The sequence below is a fragment of the Candidatus Aeolococcus gillhamiae genome, from assembly GCF_016464765.1.
Classification (GTDB): domain Bacteria; phylum Chloroflexota; class Dormibacteria; order Aeolococcales; family Aeolococcaceae; genus Aeolococcus; species Aeolococcus gillhamiae.
The window spans coordinates 1-24,667 of the sequence record NZ_JAEKNS010000116.1 but is presented as its reverse complement, the minus strand read 5'-3'; the positions used below and the strand labels follow the sequence as shown (position 1 = coordinate 24,667).

Annotated in this window: 31 protein-coding genes, 2 tRNA genes and 1 riboswitch; of the genes, 12 read left to right on the top strand and 21 right to left on the bottom strand. The window is 69.8% G+C overall.

Annotated elements, in window-relative coordinates; genetic code table 11:
* The coding region (locus JF886_RS11310; protein ID WP_337312509.1) for a DNA polymerase III delta subunit-related protein at positions 1-606 on the bottom strand (606 nt) is incomplete at its 3' end.
* 27 nt (positions 607-633) lie between these two features.
* Here JF886_RS11310 and JF886_RS11305 point away from each other — a divergent pair.
* Entirely contained in the window at positions 634-1,617 is a 984-nt protein-coding gene (locus JF886_RS11305) for a CPBP family intramembrane glutamic endopeptidase (RefSeq protein WP_337312507.1), read from the top strand.
* 10 nt (positions 1,618-1,627) lie between these two features.
* On the opposite strand, the gene JF886_RS11300 is transcribed toward JF886_RS11305, so the two are convergent.
* Positions 1,628-2,407 carry an SDR family oxidoreductase gene (locus tag JF886_RS11300; protein ID WP_337312505.1) on the bottom strand — a complete coding sequence of 260 codons (780 nt, stop codon included), beginning with the start codon at positions 2,405-2,407 and terminating at the stop codon, positions 1,628-1,630.
* Between the two features lie 94 nt (positions 2,408-2,501).
* Between JF886_RS11300 and JF886_RS11295 the strand changes: the two genes are divergently transcribed.
* Positions 2,502-3,635: an amidase gene (locus JF886_RS11295; RefSeq protein WP_337312504.1), complete on the top strand. Its 1,134-nt coding sequence runs from the start codon at positions 2,502-2,504 to the stop codon at positions 3,633-3,635.
* 16 nt (positions 3,636-3,651) lie between these two features.
* Here the strand turns inward: JF886_RS11295 and JF886_RS11290 are convergent, their stop codons facing one another.
* The 7 genes from JF886_RS11290 to JF886_RS11260 are packed head-to-tail and all read right to left on the bottom strand — an operon-like array spanning position 3,652 to position 8,743.
* Positions 3,652-4,176 (bottom strand): DUF2127 domain-containing protein, encoded by a 525-nt coding sequence (locus JF886_RS11290; RefSeq protein ID WP_337312502.1) that lies wholly within the window; start codon positions 4,174-4,176, stop codon positions 3,652-3,654.
* The gene (locus tag JF886_RS11285; protein ID WP_337312500.1) at positions 4,173-4,778 is read right to left on the bottom strand and encodes a CDP-alcohol phosphatidyltransferase family protein; all 606 of its coding nucleotides are present in this window, start codon (positions 4,776-4,778) and stop codon (positions 4,173-4,175) included. Before JF886_RS11285 ends, JF886_RS11290 begins: the two co-directional genes overlap by 4 nt.
* Positions 4,747-5,916 carry a glycosyltransferase family 4 protein gene (locus JF886_RS11280; protein WP_337312498.1) on the bottom strand — a complete coding sequence of 390 codons (1,170 nt, stop codon included), beginning with the start codon at positions 5,914-5,916 and terminating at the stop codon, positions 4,747-4,749. Before JF886_RS11280 ends, JF886_RS11285 begins: the two co-directional genes overlap by 32 nt.
* Positions 5,913-6,899 carry a lysophospholipid acyltransferase family protein gene (locus JF886_RS11275; RefSeq protein WP_337312496.1) on the bottom strand — a complete coding sequence of 329 codons (987 nt, stop codon included), beginning with the start codon at positions 6,897-6,899 and terminating at the stop codon, positions 5,913-5,915. Before JF886_RS11275 ends, JF886_RS11280 begins: the two co-directional genes overlap by 4 nt.
* Positions 6,900-6,913: 14 nt before the next feature.
* Positions 6,914-8,083 (bottom strand): inositol-3-phosphate synthase, encoded by a 1,170-nt coding sequence (locus JF886_RS11270; protein WP_337312494.1) that lies wholly within the window; start codon positions 8,081-8,083, stop codon positions 6,914-6,916.
* Entirely contained in the window at positions 8,080-8,490 is a 411-nt protein-coding gene (locus tag JF886_RS11265) for an ArsR/SmtB family transcription factor (RefSeq protein ID WP_337312492.1), read from the bottom strand. The genes JF886_RS11270 and JF886_RS11265 overlap by 4 nt, the downstream gene beginning before the upstream one ends.
* Before the next feature lie 25 nt (positions 8,491-8,515).
* A complete protein-coding gene (locus JF886_RS11260) occupies positions 8,516-8,743 on the bottom strand; it encodes a hypothetical protein (RefSeq protein WP_337312490.1) in 228 nt (75 codons plus the stop codon).
* Between the two features lie 52 nt (positions 8,744-8,795).
* On the opposite strand from JF886_RS11260, the gene JF886_RS11255 reads away from it, so the two are divergent.
* From JF886_RS11255 to JF886_RS11245, 3 genes are all read left to right on the top strand, one after another.
* Positions 8,796-9,335, top strand: coding sequence for a hypothetical protein (locus JF886_RS11255; protein WP_337312488.1), 540 nt, complete (start codon positions 8,796-8,798; stop codon positions 9,333-9,335).
* Between the two features lie 34 nt (positions 9,336-9,369).
* Positions 9,370-10,482, top strand: coding sequence for a lysophospholipid acyltransferase family protein (locus JF886_RS11250; protein WP_337312486.1), 1,113 nt, complete (start codon positions 9,370-9,372; stop codon positions 10,480-10,482).
* A 62-nt stretch (positions 10,483-10,544) separates the two neighbouring features.
* Positions 10,545-10,621: transfer RNA gene (locus JF886_RS11245), tRNA-Tyr, on the top strand.
* Between the two features lie 24 nt (positions 10,622-10,645).
* On the opposite strand, the gene JF886_RS11240 is transcribed toward JF886_RS11245, so the two are convergent.
* Positions 10,646-11,689, bottom strand: coding sequence for an alcohol dehydrogenase catalytic domain-containing protein (locus tag JF886_RS11240; protein ID WP_337312484.1), 1,044 nt, complete (start codon positions 11,687-11,689; stop codon positions 10,646-10,648).
* 34 nt (positions 11,690-11,723) lie between these two features.
* Positions 11,724-12,008: a hypothetical protein gene (locus tag JF886_RS11235; RefSeq protein WP_337312482.1), complete on the bottom strand. Its 285-nt coding sequence runs from the start codon at positions 12,006-12,008 to the stop codon at positions 11,724-11,726.
* An 82-nt stretch (positions 12,009-12,090) separates the two neighbouring features.
* On the opposite strand from JF886_RS11235, the gene JF886_RS11230 reads away from it, so the two are divergent.
* Positions 12,091-12,681 (top strand): HhH-GPD-type base excision DNA repair protein, encoded by a 591-nt coding sequence (locus JF886_RS11230; RefSeq protein ID WP_337312480.1) that lies wholly within the window; start codon positions 12,091-12,093, stop codon positions 12,679-12,681.
* On the top strand, positions 12,674-13,327 hold the full coding sequence (locus JF886_RS11225) for an MBL fold metallo-hydrolase (protein WP_337312478.1): 654 nt from the start codon (positions 12,674-12,676) through the stop codon (positions 13,325-13,327). The genes JF886_RS11230 and JF886_RS11225 overlap by 8 nt, the downstream gene beginning before the upstream one ends.
* Positions 13,328-13,353: 26 nt before the next feature.
* On the opposite strand, the gene JF886_RS11220 is transcribed toward JF886_RS11225, so the two are convergent.
* A complete protein-coding gene (locus JF886_RS11220; protein WP_337312476.1) occupies positions 13,354-13,566 on the bottom strand; it encodes a hypothetical protein in 213 nt (70 codons plus the stop codon).
* A 188-nt stretch (positions 13,567-13,754) separates the two neighbouring features.
* On the opposite strand from JF886_RS11220, the gene JF886_RS11215 reads away from it, so the two are divergent.
* Both JF886_RS11215 and JF886_RS11210 read left to right on the top strand, forming a co-directional pair.
* Positions 13,755-14,465: a MerR family transcriptional regulator gene (locus JF886_RS11215; RefSeq protein WP_337312475.1), complete on the top strand. Its 711-nt coding sequence runs from the start codon at positions 13,755-13,757 to the stop codon at positions 14,463-14,465.
* Positions 14,466-14,474: 9 nt separating this feature from the next.
* The gene (locus tag JF886_RS11210; protein WP_337312473.1) at positions 14,475-15,551 is read left to right on the top strand and encodes a ferritin-like domain-containing protein; all 1,077 of its coding nucleotides are present in this window, start codon (positions 14,475-14,477) and stop codon (positions 15,549-15,551) included.
* A gap of 17 nt (positions 15,552-15,568) precedes the next feature.
* Here JF886_RS11210 and JF886_RS11205 read toward each other — a convergent pair whose 3' ends face one another.
* Complete coding sequence (locus tag JF886_RS11205) at positions 15,569-16,222, bottom strand: pyridoxamine 5'-phosphate oxidase family protein (RefSeq protein WP_337312471.1); 654 nt, start codon at positions 16,220-16,222, stop codon at positions 15,569-15,571.
* Between the two features lie 41 nt (positions 16,223-16,263).
* Positions 16,264-17,088 (bottom strand): SCP2 sterol-binding domain-containing protein, encoded by an 825-nt coding sequence (locus JF886_RS11200; RefSeq protein ID WP_337312470.1) that lies wholly within the window; start codon positions 17,086-17,088, stop codon positions 16,264-16,266.
* A gap of 134 nt (positions 17,089-17,222) precedes the next feature.
* Here JF886_RS11200 and JF886_RS11195 point away from each other — a divergent pair, with 134 nt between their 5' ends.
* The gene (locus JF886_RS11195) at positions 17,223-17,459 is read left to right on the top strand and encodes a hypothetical protein (protein ID WP_337312468.1); all 237 of its coding nucleotides are present in this window, start codon (positions 17,223-17,225) and stop codon (positions 17,457-17,459) included.
* Between the two features lie 27 nt (positions 17,460-17,486).
* Here the strand turns inward: JF886_RS11195 and JF886_RS11190 are convergent.
* A tRNA-Glu gene (locus tag JF886_RS11190) sits at positions 17,487-17,558 on the bottom strand.
* A gap of 82 nt (positions 17,559-17,640) precedes the next feature.
* On the opposite strand from JF886_RS11190, the gene JF886_RS11185 reads away from it, so the two are divergent.
* Both JF886_RS11185 and gltX read left to right on the top strand, forming a co-directional pair.
* A complete protein-coding gene (locus JF886_RS11185) occupies positions 17,641-18,096 on the top strand; it encodes a hypothetical protein (RefSeq protein WP_337312466.1) in 456 nt (151 codons plus the stop codon).
* 17 nt (positions 18,097-18,113) lie between these two features.
* Positions 18,114-19,535, top strand: coding sequence for a glutamate--tRNA ligase (gene gltX, locus JF886_RS11180; RefSeq protein ID WP_337312464.1), 1,422 nt, complete (start codon positions 18,114-18,116; stop codon positions 19,533-19,535).
* On the opposite strand, the gene JF886_RS11175 is transcribed toward gltX, so the two are convergent.
* From JF886_RS11175 to rpoD, 6 genes are all read right to left on the bottom strand, one after another.
* Positions 19,474-20,961: a purine-cytosine permease family protein gene (locus JF886_RS11175; protein WP_337312462.1), complete on the bottom strand. Its 1,488-nt coding sequence runs from the start codon at positions 20,959-20,961 to the stop codon at positions 19,474-19,476. The genes gltX and JF886_RS11175 overlap by 62 nt on opposite strands.
* Before the next feature lie 10 nt (positions 20,962-20,971).
* Complete coding sequence (locus JF886_RS11170) at positions 20,972-21,541, bottom strand: thiamine phosphate synthase (RefSeq protein ID WP_337312460.1); 570 nt, start codon at positions 21,539-21,541, stop codon at positions 20,972-20,974.
* The gene (gene thiM, locus JF886_RS11165) at positions 21,538-22,362 is read right to left on the bottom strand and encodes a hydroxyethylthiazole kinase (RefSeq protein ID WP_337312458.1); all 825 of its coding nucleotides are present in this window, start codon (positions 22,360-22,362) and stop codon (positions 21,538-21,540) included. The genes JF886_RS11170 and thiM overlap by 4 nt, the downstream gene beginning before the upstream one ends.
* Positions 22,359-23,180, bottom strand: coding sequence for a bifunctional hydroxymethylpyrimidine kinase/phosphomethylpyrimidine kinase (gene thiD, locus JF886_RS11160; RefSeq protein WP_337312456.1), 822 nt, complete (start codon positions 23,178-23,180; stop codon positions 22,359-22,361). Before thiD ends, thiM begins: the two co-directional genes overlap by 4 nt.
* A riboswitch (TPP riboswitch) is annotated at positions 23,170-23,262 on the bottom strand. (Overlaps the previous gene by 11 nt.)
* A 34-nt stretch (positions 23,263-23,296) precedes the next feature.
* Positions 23,297-23,749: a cyclic nucleotide-binding domain-containing protein gene (locus JF886_RS11155; protein WP_337312454.1), complete on the bottom strand. Its 453-nt coding sequence runs from the start codon at positions 23,747-23,749 to the stop codon at positions 23,297-23,299.
* Between the two features lie 78 nt (positions 23,750-23,827).
* Positions 23,828-24,667, bottom strand: an 840-nt coding sequence (gene rpoD, locus JF886_RS11150) for an RNA polymerase sigma factor RpoD (RefSeq protein WP_337312452.1), incomplete at its 5' end; no start/stop codon positions are given.

Sequence of the window (24,667 nt, the reverse complement as noted above, 5' to 3'; positions counted from 1 at the left end):
GGCCAGCCGCGAGGCGCGGCCGGGACGGCCGCCGGACAGTCCCGCGGCCAGCCTGGCCAGGCGCGGCTCGATGGTGGCTGCCTCCAGCCAGGCGACGATCCGCGTCACTGGCACCGTCGCCAGGGACACGTGCTGCGCGCGCGAGAGGATGGTCGCGGGCAGCGCCTCCGGGTTGGCGGCGCAGAGCACGATCACCGTCCCCGGCGGCGGCTCCTCGAGGGTCTTCAGCAGCGCGTCGGCAGCCTGCTCGGTGAGCCGTTCCGCGCGCGCCACGATGGCGACGCGCATCCCGCCCGCGTAGGTGCGCAGGCTCATGGCGTCCTGCAGGCTGGGCCCTGCCTCCGCCCTGGCACCAGCGCGGATGCGGTCAATGCCGATGCGCTCGCCGTCGGTGTCCTCGAGCCAGAGGTCGGGATGGGCGATCAGGCCACCCGGCCACGCCGCCCCCTCGAGCACGGCGTCGGCAAGGTGCAACGCGACCGCGGTCTTGCCGACCCCCGACGGCCCGCTGAGCAGGAGCGCGTGGGGCAGCGCGCCGTCGACGCGGGCGGCCTCGAGCCACCCGAGCAGGTCCTCGTGACCGATCAGTGTGGAGGGGGCCGCCATCAAACGATTGTGCAGAATTGGCCGCCCGTGTCCCTGCCGACCGCCCCCCTGGGCGCACCGCCCGCGACCCTGCCTCCGCGGGCCAGCTACGCGAGGTACTGCCTGTACGGCGCGGCGCCGCTCGCCTTCCTCACCTTCATCGCCTCGAGCCAGTCCGCGTCCTCATCCGCAGCCCGGGCCGCGCTGATCGTGGCCGCCTTCGTCTCGCCGATCGTGCTGGTCGTGGTGGGGATGCGCGTCGCTGCCGATCATCGGCCGGCGGAGCTGCCGCGCCCGACCGATGCCCCCGGTCGCGCCGGGCATTGGGACTGGTCGGACGTCGCGGCGTTCATCCCCGCCGCCGCCGCGGCGGTGCTGCTCACCGGCAGCCTCATCGTGGGCCTCACTCAGGCGCTCGACGGCGGGCTCCAGCCCACGGCGCGCACCGCCGTGGAGTCGTTCGCCGGCCAGGCATCCTCATATGCGGCGGCGGCGGCGGCGCTGGCCGTCCTGCTGCTGCTGCGCCGCGGCCTGCGTCTGCGCGACCTCGGCTGGCGCCTGCCTCGCTCGCTCGGTCCGCTGGGCTGGCTGCCGTGGCTGGCCATCGGAATTGCCGGTGCGGTGGTGGCGTTGATCGTCGCGGAGTGGCTCGGCTCGCTGGCCACCCAGATCCTGCCCAACTCGCCGAACACGCAGTGCACGGCGGTCCGTGACGAATACGGCGGCTACGTCGCGGTGGCCATCCCGCTGGTGTGCCTGATCGCGCCCCTGGCGGAGGAGAGCATCTTCAGGGGATTCATCTACGGCTGGTTGCGCCGCCGGCTGCCCGTGCTCCCCGCGGTCGTGATCAGCGCCGCGGTGTTCTCTGCGGCACACGTCGTATTGGTGCTGGCGCTGCCGCTCTTCGGCGTCGGCGTCATCCTCGCGCTCCTCTACGAGTACTCCGACTCATTGCTTCCCGGCGCGATCGTGCACGGCCTCTTCAACCTGGTCGGGATCATCGCCATCCTCGGCACGACGACGAGCTGTTAGCGCGACGCGGCTACATCACCGCCTGGATGACGCCCGCGTCGACCGGGAGGGCGACGCCGCTGACGTAGCTCGCCGCCGGTGAGCTGAGGAACACCGCGACGCGGGCCAGCTCCTCCACGGTCCCGAAGCGCTGCATTGGAATCGCCTTCGCCTCCTGCGCCAGCACGGTGTCGACGTCCGCGGTCGGGTGGTTGTGGCTCGCCAGGGCCTCGGTGCGCTCGGTGCGGATGCGACCGGTGAGGATGGAGTTGACGCGCACCGCGGGCGCCAGCTCGTTGGCGAGCGTCTTGGCGAGCCCGTTCACCGCGCCGCGGATCGAGTTGCTGAGCAGGAGCCCATCGATCGGCTGCTTCACCGACCACGACGCCAGGAAGAGGATGCTCGCGGCGTCGGAGCGCCGCAGCGCGGGCAGCGCCTCGCGTACGAGGTGCACGGCGCTCATCAGTGTGAGCTGGAAGGCCTGCTCCCACTGCTCGTCGCCGACGTCGGCGAAGTGCCCGGGCGGCGGGCCGCCCGCGTTGACCACCAGCGCGTCGAGCCGACCCGTGGCCTCGACGGTCTCCTGGATGGCCACGCGCACCGCGTCGACGTCGGTGACGTCGGCGACCGCCGGCGTGGCGCGCACTCCGGCGGCGCGGATCTGCAAGGCCACGCTGTCCAGCGCTTCGCCGTTGCGCGCACAGATGCCCACGTCACACCCCTCGGCGGCGAAGCCGAGCGCCACCCCCTTGCCGATGCCGTTGCTGGCGGCAGCCACGAAGGCGGTGCGTCCTCTCAGTCCCAGCTCCACGTGCCCGTCTCCCGTGCAGTCGAGTGTGCGGCTCGTCTGATCATGCCGAGTGCGGACACCCGGGTGCGCGTGGCGCTGCCCTAGGATCCGAACAATGGCCACATTCATCACGCGGTTGGACTCCGCCGGCCCGGGGCCCCGCGTCGCGGTCAAGGACATCATCGACGTGGCCGGCGTGCCGACCACCGCCGGGTGCCGCGCCGTCCAGGCAACCGCGCAGCCGGCTCGGCGCGACGCCGCCTGCCTGCGCGGCACCCGTGAGGCGAGCGCACGCATCGTCGGCAAGACCAACCTGCACGAGCTCGCCGTGCTGCCGTTCGGCACCAACCCGTGGTTCGGCACCCCGGTCAACCCGCTCGATCCGGCGCTGCTGCCGGGCGGTTCGTCGAGTGGGTCAGCGGTCGCCGTGGCCACCGGCGAGGCCGACGTCGCCTTCGGCTCCGACACCGGCGGGTCGGTGCGCATCCCGTCGGCATGCTGCGGGGTCTGCGGGCTGAAGACAACGCACGGCCGGGTCGCGCTCGACGGGGTCTGGCCGCTCGCGCCCAGCCTCGACACCATCGGTCCGATCGCCACCGGCGTCGCGGGTCTGGATGTCGGCATGCGCCTTCTCGAGCCGGGGTTCGTGGTGTCGCCAACAGCGGCGCGCGTCGTCGGCCGCGTTCGCAGCGACGGGCTTCCGGACATCGAAGCAGCCGTCAACGCTGCGCTGCGCGCGGCCGAGCTCGAGATCGTCGACGTCGAGCTGCCCGGCTGGGCGGCGGCCACGGACGCCTTCACCGCGATCTATCTCACGGAGTTCTGGGCCTCCGACCATCACCTCCTCGAGGATCGGAGCGGGCTCGGGGACGACACGCTGATGGCCTTCGAGCTCGCCGAGCTCGTCCGCCCGACCGTCGACGTCGACGTCGACGTCGTTCGCCGCCAGGCGGCTGCATGGCGGGCGGCGTTGCTCGAGCTGTTCGATCGGGTCGAGCTCCTTGCCCTGCCCACCCTGCCCATGTTCCCGCCGCGACTCGACGAGCTCGGCGACGACAACACGGCGCTGGTTCTCGACATGACCAGGAACACGGCGCTCTTCAACCTCGCCGGCACGCCGTGCACCGCACAACCTGTGCCCCTGGGTAGCAGCCGAGTGCCGGCGAGCCTGCAGCTGGTCGGACCGCCGGGTGCCGAGGAGCTGCTGCTGCCCACCGCCGCCGCCGTGGAGAGCGCGGTCGCGCGCTGACTGCGGCAGCCGCGAGTCAGGCCTCCGTCGGTGAGCTCCGCTTGCGCGACAGGAACAGCTGCTTGCGCCACACCAGGTACACCGCGATGGCGATGTTGAGCAGCAGCGCCAGCGCCTTGAGCGCGGACGCCTTGCGCACCAGCTCGTCGATCTCCAACGGGAGGAAGGCAATCGTGGCGACGAACACCAGGTACTCCGCCCAGCGCCGGCGCAGGATCAGGCCCACCGCCTCGGTGACCTCGAGCGCGCCGTAGAGGATGGCGCCCACCGCGATCGGGTCGGCGTGCGTGCCGAATTTGGCCAGCGCCTGCTCGAAGAGACGGCGCCACAGCGACGTGCCCGCGCCGAGGTTGAGCTCGCTCTGCGCGTTGGCCGCCAGGGTACGCAGGTCGGCGTGCGCGGCGAGCACGAGCAGGAGGATGCCGCCCCCGATGAGCACCACCGCCTTCACCAGGCGCTCGCAGATGAGGTACACGATGACGCCGTTGACCTCGATCCGGCGGCTGAACTCCCAACGTGCCCAGCCGAGCAGCGCGCTCACGTGTCGGCGGGAGCGGTCTTCAGCGATTGACGCCACACGAACCAGATGCGCTGCACGGCGGTGATGTTGGTGAACACGGCCAGCGCCACCAGACAGCCGAACAGGATCGGCGGGACGAGTAGCCCGACCACGGTGAGCACCACTCGCTCCGGGCGCGCGAAGACACCGCCGTCACAGACGAAGCCCAATGACTGGGCCCGCGCGCGCACATACGAGACCAGCAGCGAGCCGGTGAGCGCGACGATCACCAGCATCGGCTCGATGGTGTGCCCCGGCTGCTGAATGATGAAATACCAGAGGAGAGCAATGTACGTGAACGACTCGGCGTATCGGTCGGTGGTCGAGTCGAGGAACGCGCCGTAGCGATACACCTTGCCGGTCACCCGGGCGACGGCACCGTCGAGGATGTCGAAGGCGCTGGCGAGCAGCAGCAGGATGCCCCCGGGGATGAGGTGGCCGAGCGCGACCAGCACCGCGGAGGCGGCACAGATGGCCAGCCCGACCAGTGTGAGCGTGTTGGGTGTGAAGCCGAGGAGTCGCAGCGCCGGCACCAGGCGCCGCGCCCCGGCCCTAACCCATTCCTGAAACCTGGCGGTGAACACCGGCAGCCACCATGTGCACGCGGCTTCGTCCGCGCGCCTCTTCGTACACGTCGAGGACGGAGTCCGCGACGCGATGCCAGTCGTACCGCTGCGCGGTGCGCAGCCCGTTGGCGCTCATCGCGCGGGAGAGGTCGTCGTCATTGAGCAGGGTGTCGATCGCCTGGGCCAGCACGCGGGGCTGGTTGGGCGGGACCAGCAACCCATCCTTACCGGCGTCGATCACCGCGGTGAAGCCGGGGATCGCGGAGGCCAGCACGGGCACGCCACTGGCCATGGCCTCGAGCAGCACGATGCCGAAGCTCTCGCCGCCTGTCGCGGGGCTGCAGAAGATGTCGGCGGACGTGTAGTACCGGGGGAGCATCTCGTTGCTGATCCGCCCGCTGAACAGCACGTCGGGTATGCCGAAGGAATCCACCTGGCGCTCGTAGCCCTCGCGCTGGGGCCCGTCCCCGACGGCAACGAGGCGGAGGTCGGCGCGCCGGCGGCGGAGCTGGGCATACGCCTCGAGGAGGATGCCGAATCCCTTGCGCTCCTCCATGCGCCCGACGAACAGGAGCGTCTTCATCCCCGGCGTGCGAAGCTCGGCAACGGGCGGCTGGCCGGGACGGAATCGGCTGGTGTCGATGCCGTTGGGGACGATGCGATAGTCGCCGGGGAAGTAGCGTGAGATGAAGTCGCGGGCGGGCACGCTCACCGCGATGCAGGCGTGCAGCCGCTTGAAGTAGCGACCCAGGAACGGGCGCCCGTAGTAGTAGCCGAGGTTGCGCCGCGCGGCCGTGTGGAACGTGCCCACGTTGGCGCCACGGTGGAAGCGCAGCACGGTGATCGGCAGGCTCGGCACCAGCGGTTCGTGGTAATGGACCACGTCGAAGTCGCTGTCGTCGAGCAGCGCGCGCACCCGGCGGACCAGGTGGAAGCTGAGCGCGATGCGCGCCACCGAGCCGTTGCTCTTCACGGGCACGCTGCGCCCGATGCGGACGTACCCTGGGATCCCGTGCTCGTCGCCGACGCGGCTGGACGGGGCGAGGACGGTGACCTGGTGGTCGCGCTCGCGCAGCACGTCGGCGAGATGGCGGACGTGCTCGGTCACCCCCCCGGGGTGCATGTAGTCGTACGGCGACACGAGGCACACCTTCACGATGCGCTCTCCGGCCACACGGGGTCGAGCACGTGCCACTGGTCGGGGTTGGCGCGGATCACGGTCTCGAAGATGGCGAGGATCTCGCCCGCGATCCGTGCCGACTCCGCCTCCCGCGGGGCGTCGGGGTCGTACGGTATCTCTGGGAAGACGCGCCCCTCCGCGCCCCAACTGGTGCGCGGCAGCACGATGGGCACGACCGCCGCGCCGCTGCGCATGGCCACCTCGACCACGCCGAGCGGGATGGGAGCGGGAGCACCGAAGAACGGCATCTGTGTGCCGGTGCCGCTGAGGTCGCGGTCGATGGCGATGGCGATGGCGCCGCCGCCGCGCAGGTGCTTGAAGACCTCACGCATCGCCGCCGCGCCGATGCGCCGCGCCGTCTGCACGTCGCCGTGCAGCATGGTCTCGATGTCGATCGGGATCACCTTGACACCGAGCGCGCCGCGCGCGCCGGCGATCGCCTCGAACAGCTTCTGCGGCCTGAGTTGCTCGGCGAGCAGGGCCAGCTGGCCGCCACCGCCGTTCCAGGCGGCCAGCCCGGTCTCCCAGGCACCGAAGTGCATCGAGACGACCACCACGCCCTTGCCGCGGTCGAGCGCGTCGGTGTAGTGGTGGAGGTTGACCTCGCGCAGCCGCCGCGTCGTGCCTGCCGGATCCAGCGGCATCGCCATCACGTCCACCCAGCTCCGCGACAGGTGACGAAGGTTGCGACGCACGATCCTGTGCAGCTCGCGGTCGCCGAGGTCGGGCAGGACGTGGCGCAGGTTGTTGCGCAGTGGGTCGAACTTCCGCGGAACGGCGGCGAGGAGCACGTCCGCGACGCGGTCGGCCAGCACGAAGCTGGCGCGGCGCGGCAGCACCCTCACCAGGCCGGAGCCCGCGCGATAGAGGTGGTACGGCAGCATCGGCTCGCGACGCTGCCGCCAGGGGAACAGACGCGAACGGGCCGGGAGCGTCGACCCCCGGCCCGCCTCGACCACCGTCCCGCTCCGAGTCAGTCGGCGGCGGTGGTGACCGGCTCTGTGACCGGTTCGGTCGCGCTCACTGCGGCGTGGCTCGTGCCGTTGCCGCTGCCATTGGCCGCGGTGGCGGGCGACCCGGCGATGAACTGCTCGGTGAGCTCACGCGCCACCGAGTCGGGAACCTGCCGTGGCGGTGACTTCATGAAGTAACTCGACGGGCCTTCCAGCGAGCCAACCAGGCCGCGATCGATGCCGAGCTTGCAGCAGCGCACCGCGTCGATGACAACGCCGGCGCTGTTCGGCGAGTCGTGCACCTCGAGCTTCAGCTCCATGTTGAGAGGCACGTCGCCGAAGGACTTGCCCTCGATGCGGATGTACGCCCACTTGCGGTCGTTGAGCCAGGGTACGTAGTCCGACGGTCCCACGTGAATGTTGCGCTCGGCCATAGGGTGCTCCAGCTGGGACTGCACCGCGTTGGTCTTACTGATCTTCTTGCTCTGCAGGCGCTCGCGCTCGAGCATGTTCAGGAAGTCGGTGTTGCCGCCGAAGTTGAGCTGGTACATGTTCTCGATCTCGACGCCGCGATCGCGGAAGAGACGGGTGAGGACGCGGTGCATGATGGTCGCGCCCACCTGCGACTTGATGTCGTCACCGATGATGCAGGCGCCTGCCTTCTCGAAGCGCTTCTGCCAGTACTCCTCGCGGGCGATGAACACCGGCATGCAGTTGACCATCGCGCAGCCGGCTGTGAGGATCTGCTCCGTGTACCAACGGGTCGCCTCCTCACTGCCCACGGGCAGGTAGTTGACGACAACGTCCGTCTTCGTGGACGTGAGCACCTCGACGATGTCGACTGTCGAACCGGGCGCCTTCTTGATCACCTCGGAGAGGTACTTGCCGAGACCGTCGTGGGTCATGCCGCGCTGCACGGGCACGCCGAGGTGGGGCACGTCGCTGAACTTCACGGTGTTGTTCTGACCGCTGAAGATCGCCTGGCTGACATCCTTGCCGACCTTCTCGGCGTCGATGTCGAAGGCGGCCGAGATCTCGATGTCGCTGATGTGATAGCCGCCGAGGTCGACGTGCATGAGACCGGGGACGGAGTCACCGTGGTCGGCGTTCTTGTAGTACTCGAGACCCTGGACGAAGGACGAGGCGCAGTTGCCCACGCCGATGATGGCCACTCTGACCTTGCTGCTCATGAGATTCCCTCACTGACTGGCTGAAGACTCTGGGCGAGCGCATCGCTGGTCGAGTCGGCGCGCGCTGAGACGAGGCGAACGAAGGCACGAAGGTGTTGCGCGATGGCGTCGCGGTCGAGCCGGCAGAACACCTCGCGGCCGTCGCGCCGGGTGCGGATGATCTCGGCTCGGCGAAGGATGCGCAGGTGCCAGCTCATCCGTGGCTGCGACACCATGCAGAGCTCGGCGAGCTCGCTGACGCGCATCTCGGGGATGGTGGCGAGGCTCTCGACGATGAGCAGCCGGGTCGGATTGGCGAGCCCTTCGAAGGCGACCGAGAGGTCGCTGGCGCCCGCGGCGATGCTGCCGGGCAAGGCCCGGCGGACGCTGCGAGGGGCGGGATTGGGGGCGCGTGGAGGTGCTTGCATAACGTTTCCTTTGATAAAGGATACCTTATGCGTTGTCTCCGCTGTCAAGCCGGGCGGGGTCGGCGGGGGCAGCGACCTCCTCCTCGGGGGGATGGAGCCGGTCGATCTCGTCGGCACCGCTGTCGGTGGAGGGGAGCACCACGTGGAGCACCGCGAGGATCGTCGCGCAGACCAGGGCTACCACGACGAACCCCGCGGCCGCAAGGATGACGACGAGGAGCGCATCCAGCGCTGAGAACGCGAGAACCGGCACCGGAGCACCATGGCAGAGCGGCGGCGTCACGGGCTCTGCTTACCATCGCCGGGTGACCGACGGCGAGTCTGCGACCGCGACGACCGGCGCGCCGATCAGCGCTCGAGGGGGCCGCGTCGTCTTCCGTGCGCGGCGCCCGGCCGCGCTCGTTATTCCCTTGGCGGTGGTCACCGAGGTCGGCGGAGTGCTCTGCCTCCTCAACGGCGCCACCATCGGATGGTTCATCTGCGCGTCCCCGCTGGTCGCGCTGGTCACCACCGGGCTGATCCTGCGACCGACTCTCGAGCTGACCCGAGACGGGCTCGTGCAGCGCCAGTACCCGTTCAGCACGCTGACGCGGTGGGAGGTCATCGAGGCTGTAGGCCTGACCCGCGCCGGCAACCGGCACGTGCTCGGCTACCGGCTCATCGCCGGTGTGCCCGCGCCGCGCCGCCAGCCTGCTGCGGCCCTCTTGCGCGCCGCCCAGCGTCCCTTCGACGGTGGCTATTTCGTCGACTCGCTGGCCGGCGACCCTGAGGCGATCCTCGCCACAGTCGAGGCATATCGGGTCAGTGCGGAGATGCGCTCCGCACTTCCGCCGGCCAGGCGCTGAACGCATCCGCACCGGTCGGAGAGAATAGGTGGCCATGAGCCGCGCAGCCGCGCCGACGCGACGTCTCGCATCCACCGGGGAAGCCGGGCTTCGCGTCGCCGTGCACCGCCTCCTCAATGCCGTCGACCGCGAACTGGAGCGGCGCAGGGTCGAGGCCGACCTCGAGCCGGCGCGGTCGGCGCCGGTCGACATCGAGGCGCTGAGCTCGCTACGGCGCAGCCTTCCCGGGCTGGCCGCGCTCGGCGCGGCCGGAGTGCGCCGTCTCGCCGCAGTCGGCCCCGGCGACGTGGCCGGCGCGACCCGCGCGGTGGCCGATGTCATCAACACCTACACCCAGCTCGCCCAGCGCCGCCGGCGCGGTGAGACCACCGTCGACGAGTTCGGCTTCGACCAGGAGTGGACGGAGGAGCTGCTGATGCCGCTGGTCGCCTGGGTGTATCGCAACTGGTGGCGGGTGCGCGCCATCGGCGTCGAGAACGTGCCCGCCGAGGGCCGGGCCCTGCTGGTGTCCAACCATGCGGGCGTGATCCCCTACGACGGGGCCATGGTGCGTGCCGCGCTGCTGCTCGAGCACCCGCAGCCGCGGCATGCTCGCGCACTGGTGCTCAACGGCTTGTTTTCGATGCCGGGTGCGTCGTGGTTGGTGCGGCGCACCGGCAACACGCTCGCCCACAACGCCGATGCGCGTCGTCTTCTCGAGAACGACGAGCTCGTAATGGTGTTTCCCGAAGGCGCCAAGGGGACCGGCAAACCGTACGCCGATCGCTACCGGCTGCGCCGCTTCGGACGCGGAGGCTTTGTCGAGACGGCGTTGCGCACCGGCAGTCCGATCATCCCCATCAGCGTCGTCGGCAGCGAGGAGATCCATCCCAACCTCGCGGAAATCCCCGGGCTGGCAAAGCTGATCGGCATGCCCTACGCGCCGATCACCCCCACGTTCCCGTGGCTCGGGCCCGCCGGCCTGGTGCCGCTCCCGTCGTCCTGGATCATCGAGTTCCACCCACCGCTGCAGCTGTCCGCGGCAGAGTGCAACGCCGCTGGAGATCCCGCCATCATGCTGGCAATCTCGGATCGGGTACGCGACGTCATCCAGGCCGGCGTGTACCGAAATCTCAAACGTCGCAAGTCCGTGTTCGCCGCCTCATAGCCAGCTGGACGGCCCGCAACGGCGCCTCAGGGGGAAAGGGAAACCCCATATACTGCAAGCGACCCAGGGTAGCCAAGCTGGTTAAGGCAACGGTCTGTAAAACCGTGTATCGATGGTTCGAGTCCATCCCCTGGGACCACTTTGCGATAGCGGTCTCGCGCGCTCAAGGAGTCAGTACCACCTTGAGCGCCTCGCGGTTGGCGAACAGCTCATACCCGCGCACCGCGTCGTCGAGCTTCATGCGGTGGGAGATGATCGACGCCGGGTCGGCAGCGCCCGAGGTGATCAGCGCCAGCGCCTCGTCCCAGCGGCCGACGATGTTCGCGGTTCCGCAGAACTTGATGTCGATGCCCTTGAGGAACGTCGTCGTCAGCGGCATCTCCATGCCCGGGTCGGAGTAGATGCCGATGACGCTGACGCGGCCGCCGGCGCGGACGGAGTCGATGGCGTCGATGAGCGCGGGGCGTGCGCCCACGCATTCCAGTGCCACCTCCGCCCCGCGGCCGCCCGTGTGGTCCTGGATGTGGCTCGGCGCGTGCACGGTTGACGCGTCGACGGGGATGGCACCGAAACTCTGGGCGACCTCGAGGCGCTGGCTGACCGTGTCGACCGCGTAGATCGCCGACGGCCCGAAGGTGCGCGCCGCCTGGATGGCCATCAGCCCCACCGGGCCGCAGCCCTGCACGACCACCGTGTCGCCCTCGTGGATCTGCCCCTCCACCGCGCAGTCGTAGCCGGTGGTGAAGATGTCGCCGGCGAAGAGGACGGTCTCGTCGCTCACCCCGTCGTCGATGATCCGCAGGCAGAGGTCGGCATTGGGAACGCGTACGTAGTCCGCCTGGGCGCCCTGGAGGTCGCCGGCGAACATGCCGTAGCCGACGGTGCGCGCGTCCGGGCAGCGGCTGAACAAGCGCTGCTGGCAGAACCAGCACCTGCCGCACGGGATGTTGAACGAGGCCAGCACCCGGTCCCCGGCCTTGACCGTGGTGACCGCCGATCCAACCTCCTCGACGACACCGGTGAACTCGTGGCCGAGCGTTGTCCCGGGCAGGACCCCGGGGACGCGCCCGCGGAGGACGTGCAGGTCACTCCCGCAGATGGCGGTGGTGGTGACGCGCAGGACGACGTCGGTGGGCTCCTCGATGATCGGCACCGGCATGTCGGCCATCTCGACCCGATCGATGTCGACGTACGTCAATGCGCGCATATGCACTCCTTGTGAAGGTGGCCGTGACGGAACGTCAGTCGGTCTCGGCGGCGCGGCGCTGGGTAACGCGGTCGCGGAGAGATTCGTCGATCTCGCCCTTCTGGCCGGCCTCGCGGCGCAACCAGAACGGCAGGCCCTCGGCGTCGTGCTCGGCGGCGCGGCGGCGGATCTCGATGAGGCTGCGCAGCGCATCGTTGACGGTGGTCTGCAGCGGTGCATCACCGCCGCCGAGCTGGCCGACGATTTCGTCAGGGATGACCACGGTGTTGGGCGCGGGCGGCGGCGGGGCGGCGGCGAACAGACGGCCCAGCCAGGACATGGCGCGAGTGTAGCGTCCGGGTGACCGCGGTTCAGCAGTGTCGGGCGCCCGGTGTCCGACCGATGGCGCTAGGCTGCGGCGCATGAAGACGAAAACGGCCCCGCGCATGGAGTGGACAGGCGACCCGGCGGCAGACGCGCTGGTGGCCCGCGACCCGCTGGCGCTGCTCATCGGCTTCTGCCTCGACCAGCAGATCCCGGTGGAAAAGGCGTTCCTCGGCCCGCTCGAGATGCAGCGCCGTCTCGGCACCCTGGACGCGCGGGAGCTGGCGGCGATCGATCCCGGTCGCTTTGAGGCCGCGTTCCGGCAGCGCCCCGCCATCCATCGCTTCCCGGCCAGCATGGCGGCCAGGGTGCAGGCCCTCTGCGCCACGGTCGCCGCCGACTACGGCAACGACGCCGCCGCGATCTGGACTGGGGTGACGGACGCGAGCGAGCTGCAGCGCCGCCTGCGCGCACTTCCCGGCTTCGGTGAGATGAAGGCGCGCATCGTCCTCGGCGTCCTCGGCAAACACCTCGGCGTCAAGCCGAGCGGGTGGGGTGCGCTGGCGCCGGACTACCCCACCCTCGCCGACGTCCACACCGTCGCCGAGCGCGAGCAGTACCAGGCAGGCAAGCGGGCCTACAAGGCGGCGATGCGAGCACAGGCGAGCGGCGAGGAACCGGTTGGCTGAGGTCACCGTCCGTGAGGACGGCGGGGTGCGCATTGTCCAGGTCGGCCCGATGGGTCCCTACGGCAACAACGCGTATATCGTGCGTGACGTTTCCGTCGGGAAGTCCCTGCTGGTGGACATGCCCTTGGACGAAGGCCCGCTGCTCGACGCGATCGCGGCCGAGGGCGGGGTGCAGCAGGTCATCGCGACCCACTGGCATCCCGATCACTGGGCAACGTACGAGGCCGTCCGCGCTGCCACCGGCGCACCGGTTCACGCGGGCGCGGCGGAGGTCAACCTCGCCGAGGAGCGGGTCGATGGCCGCCTCGAGGACGGCGCCGAGGTGCGCGTGGGGTCGATCCGCGTCGGGGTCATCCACACCCCGGGACACACCCCGGGGAGCATCTCGCTGCGCGTCGGCGGCGCGCTCATCAGCGGCGACACTCTCTTCAGGGGTGGGCCGGGCAAGACGTTCGCCGCAGGCGACCTCGAGACCATCGTGGAGAGCATCGAGTCGCGCCTGCTTCCGCTCCCGCCGGAGACCGTCGTCCTCCCGGGACACGGGAGATCCACCACCATCGAGAGGAGTCGGGACGGCGTCGCCGCCTACCGTCGCTCACCGAAGCCCGCCGGCTTCCACGGCGATGTCGAGTGGCCGGCAAGCTGAGGCCGGTCGCCTGACCGGCGCGGCTGCTAGCGGCCGAGCAGGCTGAAGAAGGTCACCGCGAAGAGGGTCACGGAGAAGGTAGCGATCAGCCCGATGCCGAGCCAGTTGCGCACGCGCACGGCAAGGCGACGGCGGCGCACCGCGACAAGCCTGCCGCGCAGGGACCTCTGCGGGGTGAGCTCCGATTTGTCGAAGGTGTGCACGGTGCCACCGGGAAGCGGTGGGGCGGGAGAGATCACGTCAGCCTCCGAATGGCTGCGGAATTCCTCCCGGCGATCGTGATCGCCGGCAACCCCACAGCGTAGCTATCACATTATGGACAAGTGAACGGCCCAGGTGTGGGCCCGGTTACGGCGCCTCGCTCCGGTCTCCTCAGAACGTCAAGTGACACTTGACACTTGACGACCCAGCGACGACCATCGCCGCCGTGCCCTCCTCCGTTCACCGCATGCGCGACCTCGTCAGGCTCACCGGAGTCAGCGCCCCGACCATCCACTTCTACGCGCAGCAAGGACTGCTTCCCGCCGCCCGGAAGACGGCGGGCAACCAGGCGCTGTACCCCGATTCCACGATCACCCGGGTCCGCTGGATCCGTGACCTCCAGACCGAGCTCAACCTCTCGCTGCGCAGCATCGCCCACGTCCTGGAGATGCGCGGGGAGCTCGCCGTCGAGGAGATCCGCGCTCTCCAGGCGCTGGGCGCGCTGCTCGACGAACCCGACCCGGCCGCCGGCGCCGCCGAGCTCGCCGCCGTCCGCGAGCGGCTGGCGCCGACCGACATCGCCAGCCTGCAGCGGCTCGGCCTGATCGGCTCGACAGGCCCGATCAGCAGCAGTGACCTGCGCCTCCTCGACCTGGTCGCCGCCATGCGCGCGGCGGGCTTCACCGAGGATGCGGGGTTCTCGATCGAAAGCCTGGCGCTGTACCGCGACGCCGTCGAACGGCTGGTTGCCGACGAGCTGGCGCGGATCGTCGAGCCGGTGCTGCACCGCCACGACACGGAGACGCTGCGCGACCTGGTGCACAACGGGCTCCCGCTCACCGATCGACTCCTCTCTCTGCTGCATCAACGCGCCGTGCGCGGTGAGATGCAGCGCTGGCTCGACATTGCCCCCGACGCGGCGGGCGCCACCGCCTAGGAGCAGACCATGACCACTCGCGTGTACACGCTGCCTGTCGATCAGACCCGGTGGATTGTCGAAGGCGGCGCTCGGACGGTGTTCAACTGGGAATACGACGAGGGACGCGATCGCCTTCTCAACCTCTACGAGAAGGGCAAGACCAAGCAGTGGAACAGCCGTGACCGCATCGACTGGTCGATCGAGGTGGACCACGACAATCCCTTTGAGTCGCTCGATGCGTACGTGCCCATCTACGGCAGCGACGTGTGGGAGAAGATGGGTCCGCGCGAGCGCGCCCAGTTGAAGCATCACCTCGCGGCATGGCAGTTCTCACAGTTCCTGCACGGCGAACAGGGTGCTCTGATCTGCGCCTCGAAGATCGTCCAAACCGTGCCGGACATCGACAGCAAGTTCTATGCGGCAACCCAGGTGATGGACGAAGCGCGTCACGTCGAGACCTATTCACGTTTCCTTCATGAGAAGCTCGACCTGGCCTACCCGATCAACCCGCACCTCAAGTCACTGCTCGACAACGTGGTCACGGACTCGCGGTGGGACATGACCTATCTGGGGATGCAGGTGCTCATCGAGGGCCTTGCTCTGGCCGCTTTCGGCTTGATCCGCGACGTCGCCGAGAACCCACTGGCTCGAGCGGTCACCGCGTACGTCATGGAGGACGAGGCGCGCCACGTTGCGTTCGGCCGGCTTGCGCTGCGCGACTTCTACCCACAGCTGACCGAGCGCGAACGCCAGGAGCGCGAGGAATTCTGCGTGGAGGCGTGCTACCTGATGCGCGACCGCTTCCTCGCGGAGGAGGTGTGGAGCAACCTCGGACTGCCGCTCGAAGAGTGTTTGCGGTTCGTCAACACCTCCGAGGCGCAGACGCAATTCCGCAGCCTGCTGTTCACGCGCATCGCCCCCACCCTCAAGGACATCGGTCTGTTCGGTGACCAGGTGCGATCCGCGTTCTCCGACATGGGCGTGCTCGGCTACAGCGACGTCGACCTGGACGCGCTCAGCCGCGACGATGAGCGCACCGCGGAGGAGATCGACGACGCCCGTCGCAAGCAGGTGAACCAAACCATCGCTGCCGCGAGCGCCTGACTCGGCGCGGCGTCAGGTCAGCCGAATCGGGCGCCGAGCGCGGCGGCGACGCTCGGCGGCAGGGGCAGGTCGGCGACGTCGGGAGCAACCATCACCGGTGGCCCGAAACGCGTCTGCATGGGGAGCACGCCCGACCACACCCTCCGCTTGAGGTCAGCGGGCGTGTCGATCGAGCCCGCGTTGCGGACCTTGGCGGTGGCCCGGTCGAGTGGGATCGACACGATCTCGGTGGCCTTCAGCTCGGTGGGGGTGGGCTGCCGCACCTCGGCCCAGCGGCCGGGCAGGACGTGCTCGACGATGATCCGCAGCGCAGCGAGCTTCTGCTGGGGATCGCCGATCGCGGTGGCGCTGCCGAAGACCATGGCCGAGCGGTAGTTCATGGAGTGGTTGAACGCCGAGCGCGCGCACACGATGCCGTCGACCGCGGTGACGGCCACGCAGACGGGCACGCTGCCGGCAAGAGTGCCGAGCATGCGGCTCAGCGTCGAGCCGTGGATGAGCAGCCGGTCACCGTCGCGTGCATGGATGGTGGGCACCGCGTAGGGCCAGCCGTCGACCACGAAGGCGACGTGGCAGATGCGCTCCGCGTCGAGGATCGCACGAACCGTCTCCAGGTCGGTGGCTCCTCGCTCCGGATGGCGGCCGTGCGCGAGGTTGGGGGTCGCAGTCATGGCTACATGGTGGCGCACCGGCTACCCCGCCGTTTTGACCATCAGGGGTTGCGCAGCACGTGGCGCAGCTTGGGACCGAGCCATGGCTTCGGTCCCCAGGCGAGCAGGCGGCCGGAAAGGATCGCGGACCACTGGTTGATTCGCCCGAACAGCAGAAGGAGGAGGGTGGCCGGCGCTGCGGAGACGTGGCAGTCCACACGCCGGCGCGGTTGCGGGGCAACCGTCATCGCGCCCTCGCTGATCAGCAGGAACACGTGGCCGGCACCGCGGACAGACAGTTCGTAACACGCCTCGAACCCGGCTGTCCGCTGCTGGTCGACCATGGCGCGCGGGTCCAGCCGCGCGAGCAGCGGGAACGCGAAGCCCATCAGCGCCAGCGAGGCGTGCGCCGGCTCGATCGTCCACCGGACTCCCTGCGCGCGCGCGATGTCGTGGCCGTGCACCAGGCACTCGCTGAGGATGTGGCATGCCAGCGCTACGCGCGGAACCGCGATGCCCTGGACCAGCCAGGGCGAGGGCGCGTCGCGGGTCAGCGGCGAGCTGTCGGCGAGGAACGCGGCGGCGCGGGCAGCGATTCGATCCGCCAGAGCCGCCGGGGTTCGATCGCCCTCCTGCGTCACCAGCGCCTCGGTGAGCGAGCCAAGCGTCTCGATGTCCTGCAGGGGGGCTTCCATCTTGGCGTCGGCGAGCGCGGTGAGGTTCTCCCAGACGTGAGCCAGGTGGACCGCGACGTCACCGGCGTTCCAGTTGCCCACCGCTGGGGCCTCCGGCTTCTCGATCGAGCGGACCAGCTTGATCACCCGCGCAGCCGTGGTCGCAAGCGCCACGCGGACTTCCGCAGGATCGACGTCTCCCAGCTCCGGCACGGGGTGGGATGGTAGCGGTCGTGGTCCGATGGCCTCATGGGGTGACTGAAGCGCTTGGGACGTGCGTGGTACAGTCGCTGGGCAGGCAAGTGGCCGTGGCGACACGACCAGCTGCCGCGGAAGGGGGGAATGGCGTGGACATCGTGCCGGAGTTCAACACCAGCTGCTACCTCACCATCAACGACCAGGTGAGGGGCGACGTGAGGTGCTACCCACTGCACCGCACCGGCGACGCGGAGAAGATCCTCGAGGAGTTCGTCACCGTGATCGGCGGCGGACGGATCGTGACCCGCCCCTACGAGTACGAGATCTTCGACGTGACGGAGCAGTACGTCGGCCACGCCTGGGGTTGGAAGAAGTCGGAGGGCTGACGGCCGGCGGAGCTGCACCGCGCGGCGTAGCCCCAGCCGGGATCGAACCGGCGTTACCGGCGTGAAAGGCCGATGTCCTGACCACTAGACGATGGGGCCGCGCGCGCAAGGGTAGCGGTGTCCTTCGCGCTGGCTTCCTTATACTCGGCGGCGTCGTCGCCGTTCGCTTCGGGAGAGACTGATGTCGGTCCGAGAGCTCGCCGGCAAGGTGATCGGTTTCGGGATCACGGCCCTGGCGCTCATCGCCGGTGGCCTGCTCGTGCTGCTGGGTCCGCACGCATACAACGACTATCTCAACGTCGCTCTCGGCGTCCTGCTGATCCTGCTCGGCCTCGGTGCCGGTGGCTTCGGGACCATGGTCATCCTCGGCGTCATCCTCGACGAGCGTGCCCGCGAGCGCGAGGAGCGGCTCCACGTGACGCCTCGCTCCGGGCCGCCGGTCCCGCCACCAGCATGGGGCATGGGTGACATCGGCCGGCCCGGTGCCGGTGGGGTCGCGCACGTCAGCGAGGGCCCGCGCGGCGGCGGCTCGGTGCGTGTCATGAGCATCGCCGCGCGCCGCTGGGACGGACCCCTGTTCATTGGTGTGCTCATCGTCTGGACCGTGGTCGCGCTGCTCATCGCCGCCCCGAGGTGACCGACGGCCGCATCCCGATGCGGACACGATTCGCTCCCTCCCCCACCGGGCCACTCCATTTCGGATCGGTGCGCACCGCCCTGTTCGCGTGGCTGGCGGCGCGGTCCAGCGGCGGCAGCTGCATCCTGCGGATCGAGGACACCGACCAGGAGCGCTATCTCGAGGACAGCGAGGCCCTGATCATGGAGACGCTGCTCTGGCTCGGTCTCACCTGGGACGAGGGCCCCGAGGTTGGTGGTCCGCACGGTCCCTACATCCAATCGCAGCGCACCGACGTCTATCGCCAGCACGCCGACGTTCTGATGGAACGCGGCGCTGCGTACTGGTGCACCTGCAGCCCCGAGCGGCTCGCGGAGATGCGCGAGCAGCAACGCGCCGCCCGCCGGCCGACACGCTACGACCGCCGCTGCCTGGGCAGGCAGGACGAGGTCCGCGAGGAGCGCGCCGCCGGCATGGCCGCCGTGCTGCGTCAGTTGATCGCGCCCGGGCGAACCACCTGGGATGACGTGGTGCGCGGCGAGATCTCCTTCGACAACGCGGACATCGACGACCAGGTGCTGCTCAAGTCCGACGGTTTTCCGACGTACCACCTCGCCGTCGTGGTCGATGACCACCTCATGGAGATCACCCACGTGATCCGCAGCGACGAGTGGATCCCCTCGACGCCCAAGCACCTCGGCCTCTACGACGCGTTCGAGTGGACGCCGCCGCGGTTTGCGCACGTGCCACCGGTGCTCGGTGAGGATCGACAGAAGCTCAGCAAGAGGCGCGGCGCGCGCAACGTGCTCGAGTACGGCGAGCTCGGCTACCTGGCCCCGGCGGTCGTCAACGCCATGGCGCTGCTCGGCTGGTCGTCGGGAACCGAGGAGGAGGTGTTCACCCCGGCCGATCTGGTGGAGCGCTTCTCGCTCGAGCGCGTCAACGACTCGGCGGCGGTATTCGATCCCAAGCGACTCGACTCGCTCAACGGCCAGCACATCCGCCGGCTTCCGGTCGAGGAGCTCGTCGAGCTTCTCGAGTTCTGGTTGCCCGGGACCAGCAAGGAGACGCGCCGCAAGCTGGTGCCGCTCCTCCAGGAGCGCATGGTGACGATGCGCGACGCCACCGAGCTGGCCGCGCCCCTGCTCGGCGACGCGCCGTGGGACGACGACGTCGTCTTCCCACCTCGCAAGGTCGACAAGGACACCGCCATCGCGCTGCTCGACGCGGGCTGCGCCGAGGTGGAGCGCGGTGCGCTCGAGGATGTCACCGCCATGCGCGAGCGCCTCACCGCGATGCTCGAGGAGCGAGGCGTCAAGGCGCGCGACGGTTTCCGCGTGCTCTACATCGCCATCCTGGGCCGCGCCCAGGGCGTTCCCGTCTTCGACGCGATGGCGTTCATCGGCTCGGAGGTCTCGGTGCAGCGATTGCGGGCGGCACGGGCGCGCTTGGAGCTGTAGCCCGGGGGCGCAATGCCAGGTAGGTGATGACGGCGACGACGCAGCCGACGACGAAGCTGATGTCGCCGACCTGCGGAGCGTTCGACGGCACCACGCCGACGAACAGCGTCTGGTTCCAGAAGGGGAATGAGGCGGCGATGCCGGCGACCATCGCCACCACGCCTTTCCAGGGCCGGTGGCGCGGATCGAAGAAGCCGGCCTCGCGGTAACGGCCGCGGCGCACCGTCCAGTCGGTGAGCACCACCGCGATGAAGGGCACGATCCAGTACGTGTTGAAGAAGAGGAACGCCTCGTACTTGCTGCCCGGCGCCGCGCCGCCGGTGAGGCCGACACCGAACCCCACGATGCCGAACGCGACGGCAACGATGGCGCGCCGGCGCCGCAGCGTGAGCCTGATGCCGAGGGTCAGGAAGGACATCGCCGCGCTGTAGAGGTTGAGGACGTTGGCGGCGACGGCACCGAGCGCGATGGCCACGGTGGCGATGAGGCCCAGCGCGTCCGGCAGCGGCTTGACGAACTGGTCGGTCGGGACATCATTTGGTCCCCACGACGTGCCCGCGACGGTCGCCAGCGCGGCGCCGGCGATCTCCAGCAGAGCACACGAGACGAAGATCCCCAATCCAGCGGCGAGCGCCACGCGCAACGCCGGTGTGTTCCTGGGCAGGTAGCGCGCGTAGTCGGCACCGTACGGGTTCCAGCTCACCGCGTAGGCGTACGCGAAGAACACCGCCAGGATGAAGGCGCCGACCTGACCGCCGGCCGCTGCCGGAGCCGCCGCGTTGAACCCGAGCTGCGCGTTGGTGTGACCGAAGATGTACAGGCAGCAGGCGGCGAACACCAGGCCGAGGAAGGGAAAGATGACCCGCTCGAAACGGTGCACCATGTTGTAGCCGACAAACGCGATGGCCACCTCGACGGACACCACCACGGCGAGCGCCAGCCAGAAGGGGGGCACCCGCCAGCCGACGTGGCCGAAGAACGTCTGCACGGCGAAGGCGCCGCTCACCGAGTTGACGGCGACCCATCCCGCGCCCGAGGTGAGGGTGTTGAGCGCGGCGGGCAGCAGGTTGCCGACGAACCCGAAGGCGCCCCGGCTCTGAATGAGCTGCGGGACTCCGTAGCGCGGGCCGAAGGTGGACAGCCAGCCGTGCGTGACCGACCCGAGCGCCGTTCCGAGCACCAGGCCGAGCACGGTGAGCCAGAAGCCACCCCCGAAGAGCACCACCGGGAGGACACCGACATACACGGTGGCGAACTCGAAGTTGGGCGACATCCACGTCCAGAACAGCTCGATGGGACGGCCGTGTCGCTCCGCGGCGGGGATGTACTCGACACCGCCGGGCTCGATGGCGGCGACGCTGTCGCCGTAGACACCCTCCCGCACCAGGACGCCGGCCTCGACCTCCTCGGTGACGGTCGTGCTCACTGCGGTGCCGTCAGGATGGCGCGCTGGTCGGCAGCGCACCGTCGATCGCGGCTCGAAGTCGCGCCGCATCGTGCGCGGCGCGCACCACGGCCACACCGGCTGCGCCTGCCTCGATGCAGGACGCCGCGTTGCCGGCGTCGATGCCGCCGATCGCCACCACAGGACAGCGCACCGCGGCGCAGATCGCGGCCAGGCCATCAAGGCAGATCGGCGGCGAGGCGTCGGTCTTGCTCGGCGTCGCCCACACGGGTCCCGCGCCGAGATAGGCCGCCCCGATGCCCTGTGCCTCCTCGGCCTCCTCGATGTCGGCGACGCTCATGCCTAGCAGCAGGCCGGCGGCCACGGCTCGCTCCGCGCCGCGATCGGTCTGGCCGAGGTGAACCCCGTCAGCGCCGCAGCGCAGCGCCGCCTCGACATCGTCGTTGATGACAAGGATGGCGGGAAGATGCCGGAGCCGCCTGCCCATCTCCACACGGGCGATCGTGCCGGCGTCCTTGAGACGGACCTGCACCACAGTGGCACCTGCGGCCACGGCGCACTCGGCCACCTCGACGCTGTCGACGATGGCGTGCAGCTTCACGCCGCCGTCACCCGGGCGCGGGCGTCGATGGAATCCGGTGAGAGCGCGTACAGCGCGTCGTAGAGGGCGACGTGAAAGCTGCCGGGACCGCGGCTGTGCACGGCGGCATCCTCACCGGCCACGCCGAGCGCCACCAGCGCCTCCGCGGCGGCCTGCAGCGGGCGATCGTGGTTGACCGCGGCGAAGCACCCGGTGATGGCGCTGGCGATGCAGCCGGTGCCGGTGACGGTGGCCAGCATGGGATCGCCGTTGGCGATGCGCAGCGTGGTGACGCCGTCGCTCACCGCGTCGACAGGCCCGGTCACCGCCACCACGCAGCCGAGCGCGCTCGCGGCGGCGGTGGCCAGGTCACCGGCGTCCTCCCCGGTCGCCACGGACTCGACGCCGCGGATCTCGGCGGCTCTGCCGGCGAGCGTGGCGATCTCAGCGGCGTTACCGCGGACGATGGCGACGCCGACCTCAGCGAGGATGCGCTGCGCACTCGCGGTGCGCAATGCCGTCGCGCCCGCTCCGACGGGATCGAGGACGACGGGAACGCCTGCGGAATTGGCAGCGCGCCCGGCGAGGATCATCGACTCGACCCATTCAGTGGTCAGCGTCCCGATGTTGAGCACCAGCGCGCCGGCGACGCTGGCCATCTCGGCGACCTCCTCGGGGGCGTGCGCCATCACCGGCAGCGCTCCGATCGCCAGCGTGGCGTTGGCGGTCTCGTTCATGACCACGAAGTTGGTGATCTGGTGCACCAGAGGACGCTGCTCGCGCAGCCGGCGCAGCGAATCGCCGGTGCTCACCGCAGCCGTATCGCCGACGTGGGTTGTCATGCGATCCGTCCGACGCTCAAGGGTGCGGGCGGCACGAGTCTGCGGCTGCGAATGTCGAGGGCATCGACGGGGCCGTCGCCGGCGCCGATGTCCGCGAGGCCGCGGGCAACAGCTGCTGAGGCGACCTCCGCCGCGCCTTGCGCCGCCTCGCGCAGTGGCCATCCCTGGGCGAGCAGCGCGGCGAGCGCGGCCGAATGCGTGCACCCCGCGCCATGCGTGGCCGCGATGGCGTGGCGAGGGACTGGGATCTCCACGTGATCGCGGCCATCGAAGAGGTGATCGACCGGATCGCGCCCATGACCACCGGTGACGATCGTTGCGGCGGCGCCCATCTCGCAGAGGCGCTCGGCGAGCGCGCGCCGGGTGCCGCGGAAGCCGGCGATCAGTTCCGCCTCGGGGAGGTTCGGGGTGACCACCGTCGCCAGCGGGAACAGCGCGCCAACCATCACCTCGAGCGCGCCATCATGCAGGAGTCGCGCGCCCGAGCTGGCGATCATCACCGGGTCGACGACCAGGGGCACATCGCGGCCGGCCAGGGAGGCCGCGACCGCCTCGATGATCTCGGCCGACAGGAGCATCCCGGTCTTGACGGCGTCGGCCCCGATGTCGTCGAAGACGGCGTCGACCTGGGCGGTGATGAAGTCGGTGGGGACCGCGTGGATGGCGGTCACCTCCCTCGTGTTCTGCGCGGTCAGCGCCACGATGACGCTGGCGCCGTGGCAGCCTGCCGCCGCGAAGGCGCGCAGGTCGGCCTGGATTCCTGCGCCACCACCCGAATCGGACGAGGCAATGGTGAGAGCGCGAGCTGTGCGTGCCATCCGAACTCCCTACGCTGGCATGACCCAGATCAGGTTCACGGGTGTGATCTCAGCCCCGCGCGGGGCACCCCGGTACGGGCAATGTACCACCGTCGCCGCCGCTGCCGGCGGCGCGCTCAGCCGGCTTTCTCGCCACCCTGCGCCGGCTGCGCGTGCGGCGCCACCGAGCGGAATCTGCGAACGATCTCGGGAAGCAGGTTGACGGCGATGATCGGATTCTCGATGAGGAATCGACGGAAGCTGCCGTCGCCGAGCGTCAGGCAGCGCAGCCGCGTGGTCGCCTTGATGCTGGCGGTGCGGTCCTTGCCGTCGAGCGCGGCCACCTCGCCAAAGAAGTCACCGGGTGCGAGGTGGTGCACGACGTTGCCGTCGACGATGACGTCGGCGTTGCCCTCGAGGATGATGAAGAAGTCCGGTCCCGACAGCCCCTCTTTGAGGACGCCATGGCCGGCGAGATAGGTGGAGTCGTCGAAGCGGTCGGCGGCCGCGCGGATCTGGTCGCGGGACATCCCGGCGAAAAGCGAGCTCTTCTCCAGTGTTGGGATCACGTCGTCACGAACTGAGGCCATGTCAATCTCCCTCCAGCGGGGCGGTCCCCCGTGGCGCGAAGTGTAGACATCGGTACAGCCCGCAGTGGGCGCCCTGCCTCAGTCGAGGAAGTCGGCGAGGCGACGGCTGCGCGAGGGGTGGCGCATCTTGCGCAGCGCCTTGGCCTCGATCTGGCGGATGCGCTCGCGGGTGACCCCGAAACGGCGGCCCACCTCATCCAGGGTGCGCGGATGGCCGTCCACGAGTCCGAAGCGCAGCTGGATGACCCGTCGCTCGCGCGGGGTGAGGGTGTCGAGGATGTCCTCGACCTCGACGCCGAGCATGGTGCTGGCGGCCGCATCCTGGGGCCGGATCGCGCCGGTGTCCTCGATGAGCTCGCCGAGCTCGGCGTCGCCGTCGTCGCCGACCGGCGTCTCCAGCGAGACCGGGTCCTGCGCGACCCTGCGGATCTCCTTGACCCGCTCTGGTGTGAGCCCGAGCTCCTCGGCGATCTCCTCGTCGTCGGGCTCGCGGCCGAGCTCCTGGACCAGCCGGCGCGCGACGCGAGCCTGGCGGTTGACCAGCTCGACCATGTGCACCGGGATGCGGATGGTGCGTGCCTGGTCGGCGATGGCGCGGGTGATCGCCTGGCGGATCCACCACGTGGCATACGTGGAGAACTTGTAGCCGCGGTGGTAGTCGAACTTGTCGACGGCACGGAGAAGGCCGAGGTTGCCCTCCTGGATGAGGTCGAGGAAGGGCATGCCGCGGCCGAAATACTTCTTGGCGATGCTGACCACGAGGCGCAGGTTGGCGGCGGCGAGCAGGTGCTTGGCGTCGTCGTCGCCTGCTTCGATGCGCTGCGCGTAGAGCACCTCCTGCTCCTTGGTGAGCAGGGCCACCTCGCCGATCTCGCGCAGGTACATGCGCACCGGGTCATCGAGGGAGACCGCGGTGGA

Bases quoted from the DNA above. Each gene is read 5' to 3' on its own strand.
- JF886_RS11295 (WP_337312504.1), top strand. From the start codon at position 2,502: ATGGCCACATTCATCACGCGGTTGGACTCCGCCGGCCCGGGGCCCCGC.
- JF886_RS11235 (WP_337312482.1), bottom strand. From the start codon at position 12,008: ATGTCCTGGCTGGGCCGTCTGTTCGCCGCCGCCCCGCCGCCGCCCGCG.
- JF886_RS11270 (WP_337312494.1), bottom strand. From the start codon at position 8,083: ATGAGCAGCAAGGTCAGAGTGGCCATCATCGGCGTGGGCAACTGCGCC.
- JF886_RS11265 (WP_337312492.1), bottom strand. From the start codon at position 8,490: ATGCAAGCACCTCCACGCGCCCCCAATCCCGCCCCTCGCAGCGTCCGC.
- thiD (WP_337312456.1), bottom strand. From the start codon at position 23,180: ATGGCACGCACAGCTCGCGCTCTCACCATTGCCTCGTCCGATTCGGGT.
- thiM (WP_337312458.1), bottom strand. From the start codon at position 22,362: ATGACAACCCACGTCGGCGATACGGCTGCGGTGAGCACCGGCGATTCG.
- JF886_RS11240 (WP_337312484.1), bottom strand. From the start codon at position 11,689: ATGCGCGCATTGACGTACGTCGACATCGATCGGGTCGAGATGGCCGAC.
- gltX (WP_337312464.1), top strand. From the start codon at position 18,114: ATGCGGACACGATTCGCTCCCTCCCCCACCGGGCCACTCCATTTCGGA.
- JF886_RS11210 (WP_337312473.1), top strand. From the start codon at position 14,475: ATGACCACTCGCGTGTACACGCTGCCTGTCGATCAGACCCGGTGGATT.
- JF886_RS11250 (WP_337312486.1), top strand. From the start codon at position 9,370: ATGAGCCGCGCAGCCGCGCCGACGCGACGTCTCGCATCCACCGGGGAA.
- JF886_RS11155 (WP_337312454.1), bottom strand. From the start codon at position 23,749: ATGGCCTCAGTTCGTGACGACGTGATCCCAACACTGGAGAAGAGCTCG.
- JF886_RS11205 (WP_337312471.1), bottom strand. From the start codon at position 16,222: ATGACTGCGACCCCCAACCTCGCGCACGGCCGCCATCCGGAGCGAGGA.
- JF886_RS11185 (WP_337312466.1), top strand. From the start codon at position 17,641: ATGTCGGTCCGAGAGCTCGCCGGCAAGGTGATCGGTTTCGGGATCACG.
- JF886_RS11230 (WP_337312480.1), top strand. From the start codon at position 12,091: ATGAAGACGAAAACGGCCCCGCGCATGGAGTGGACAGGCGACCCGGCG.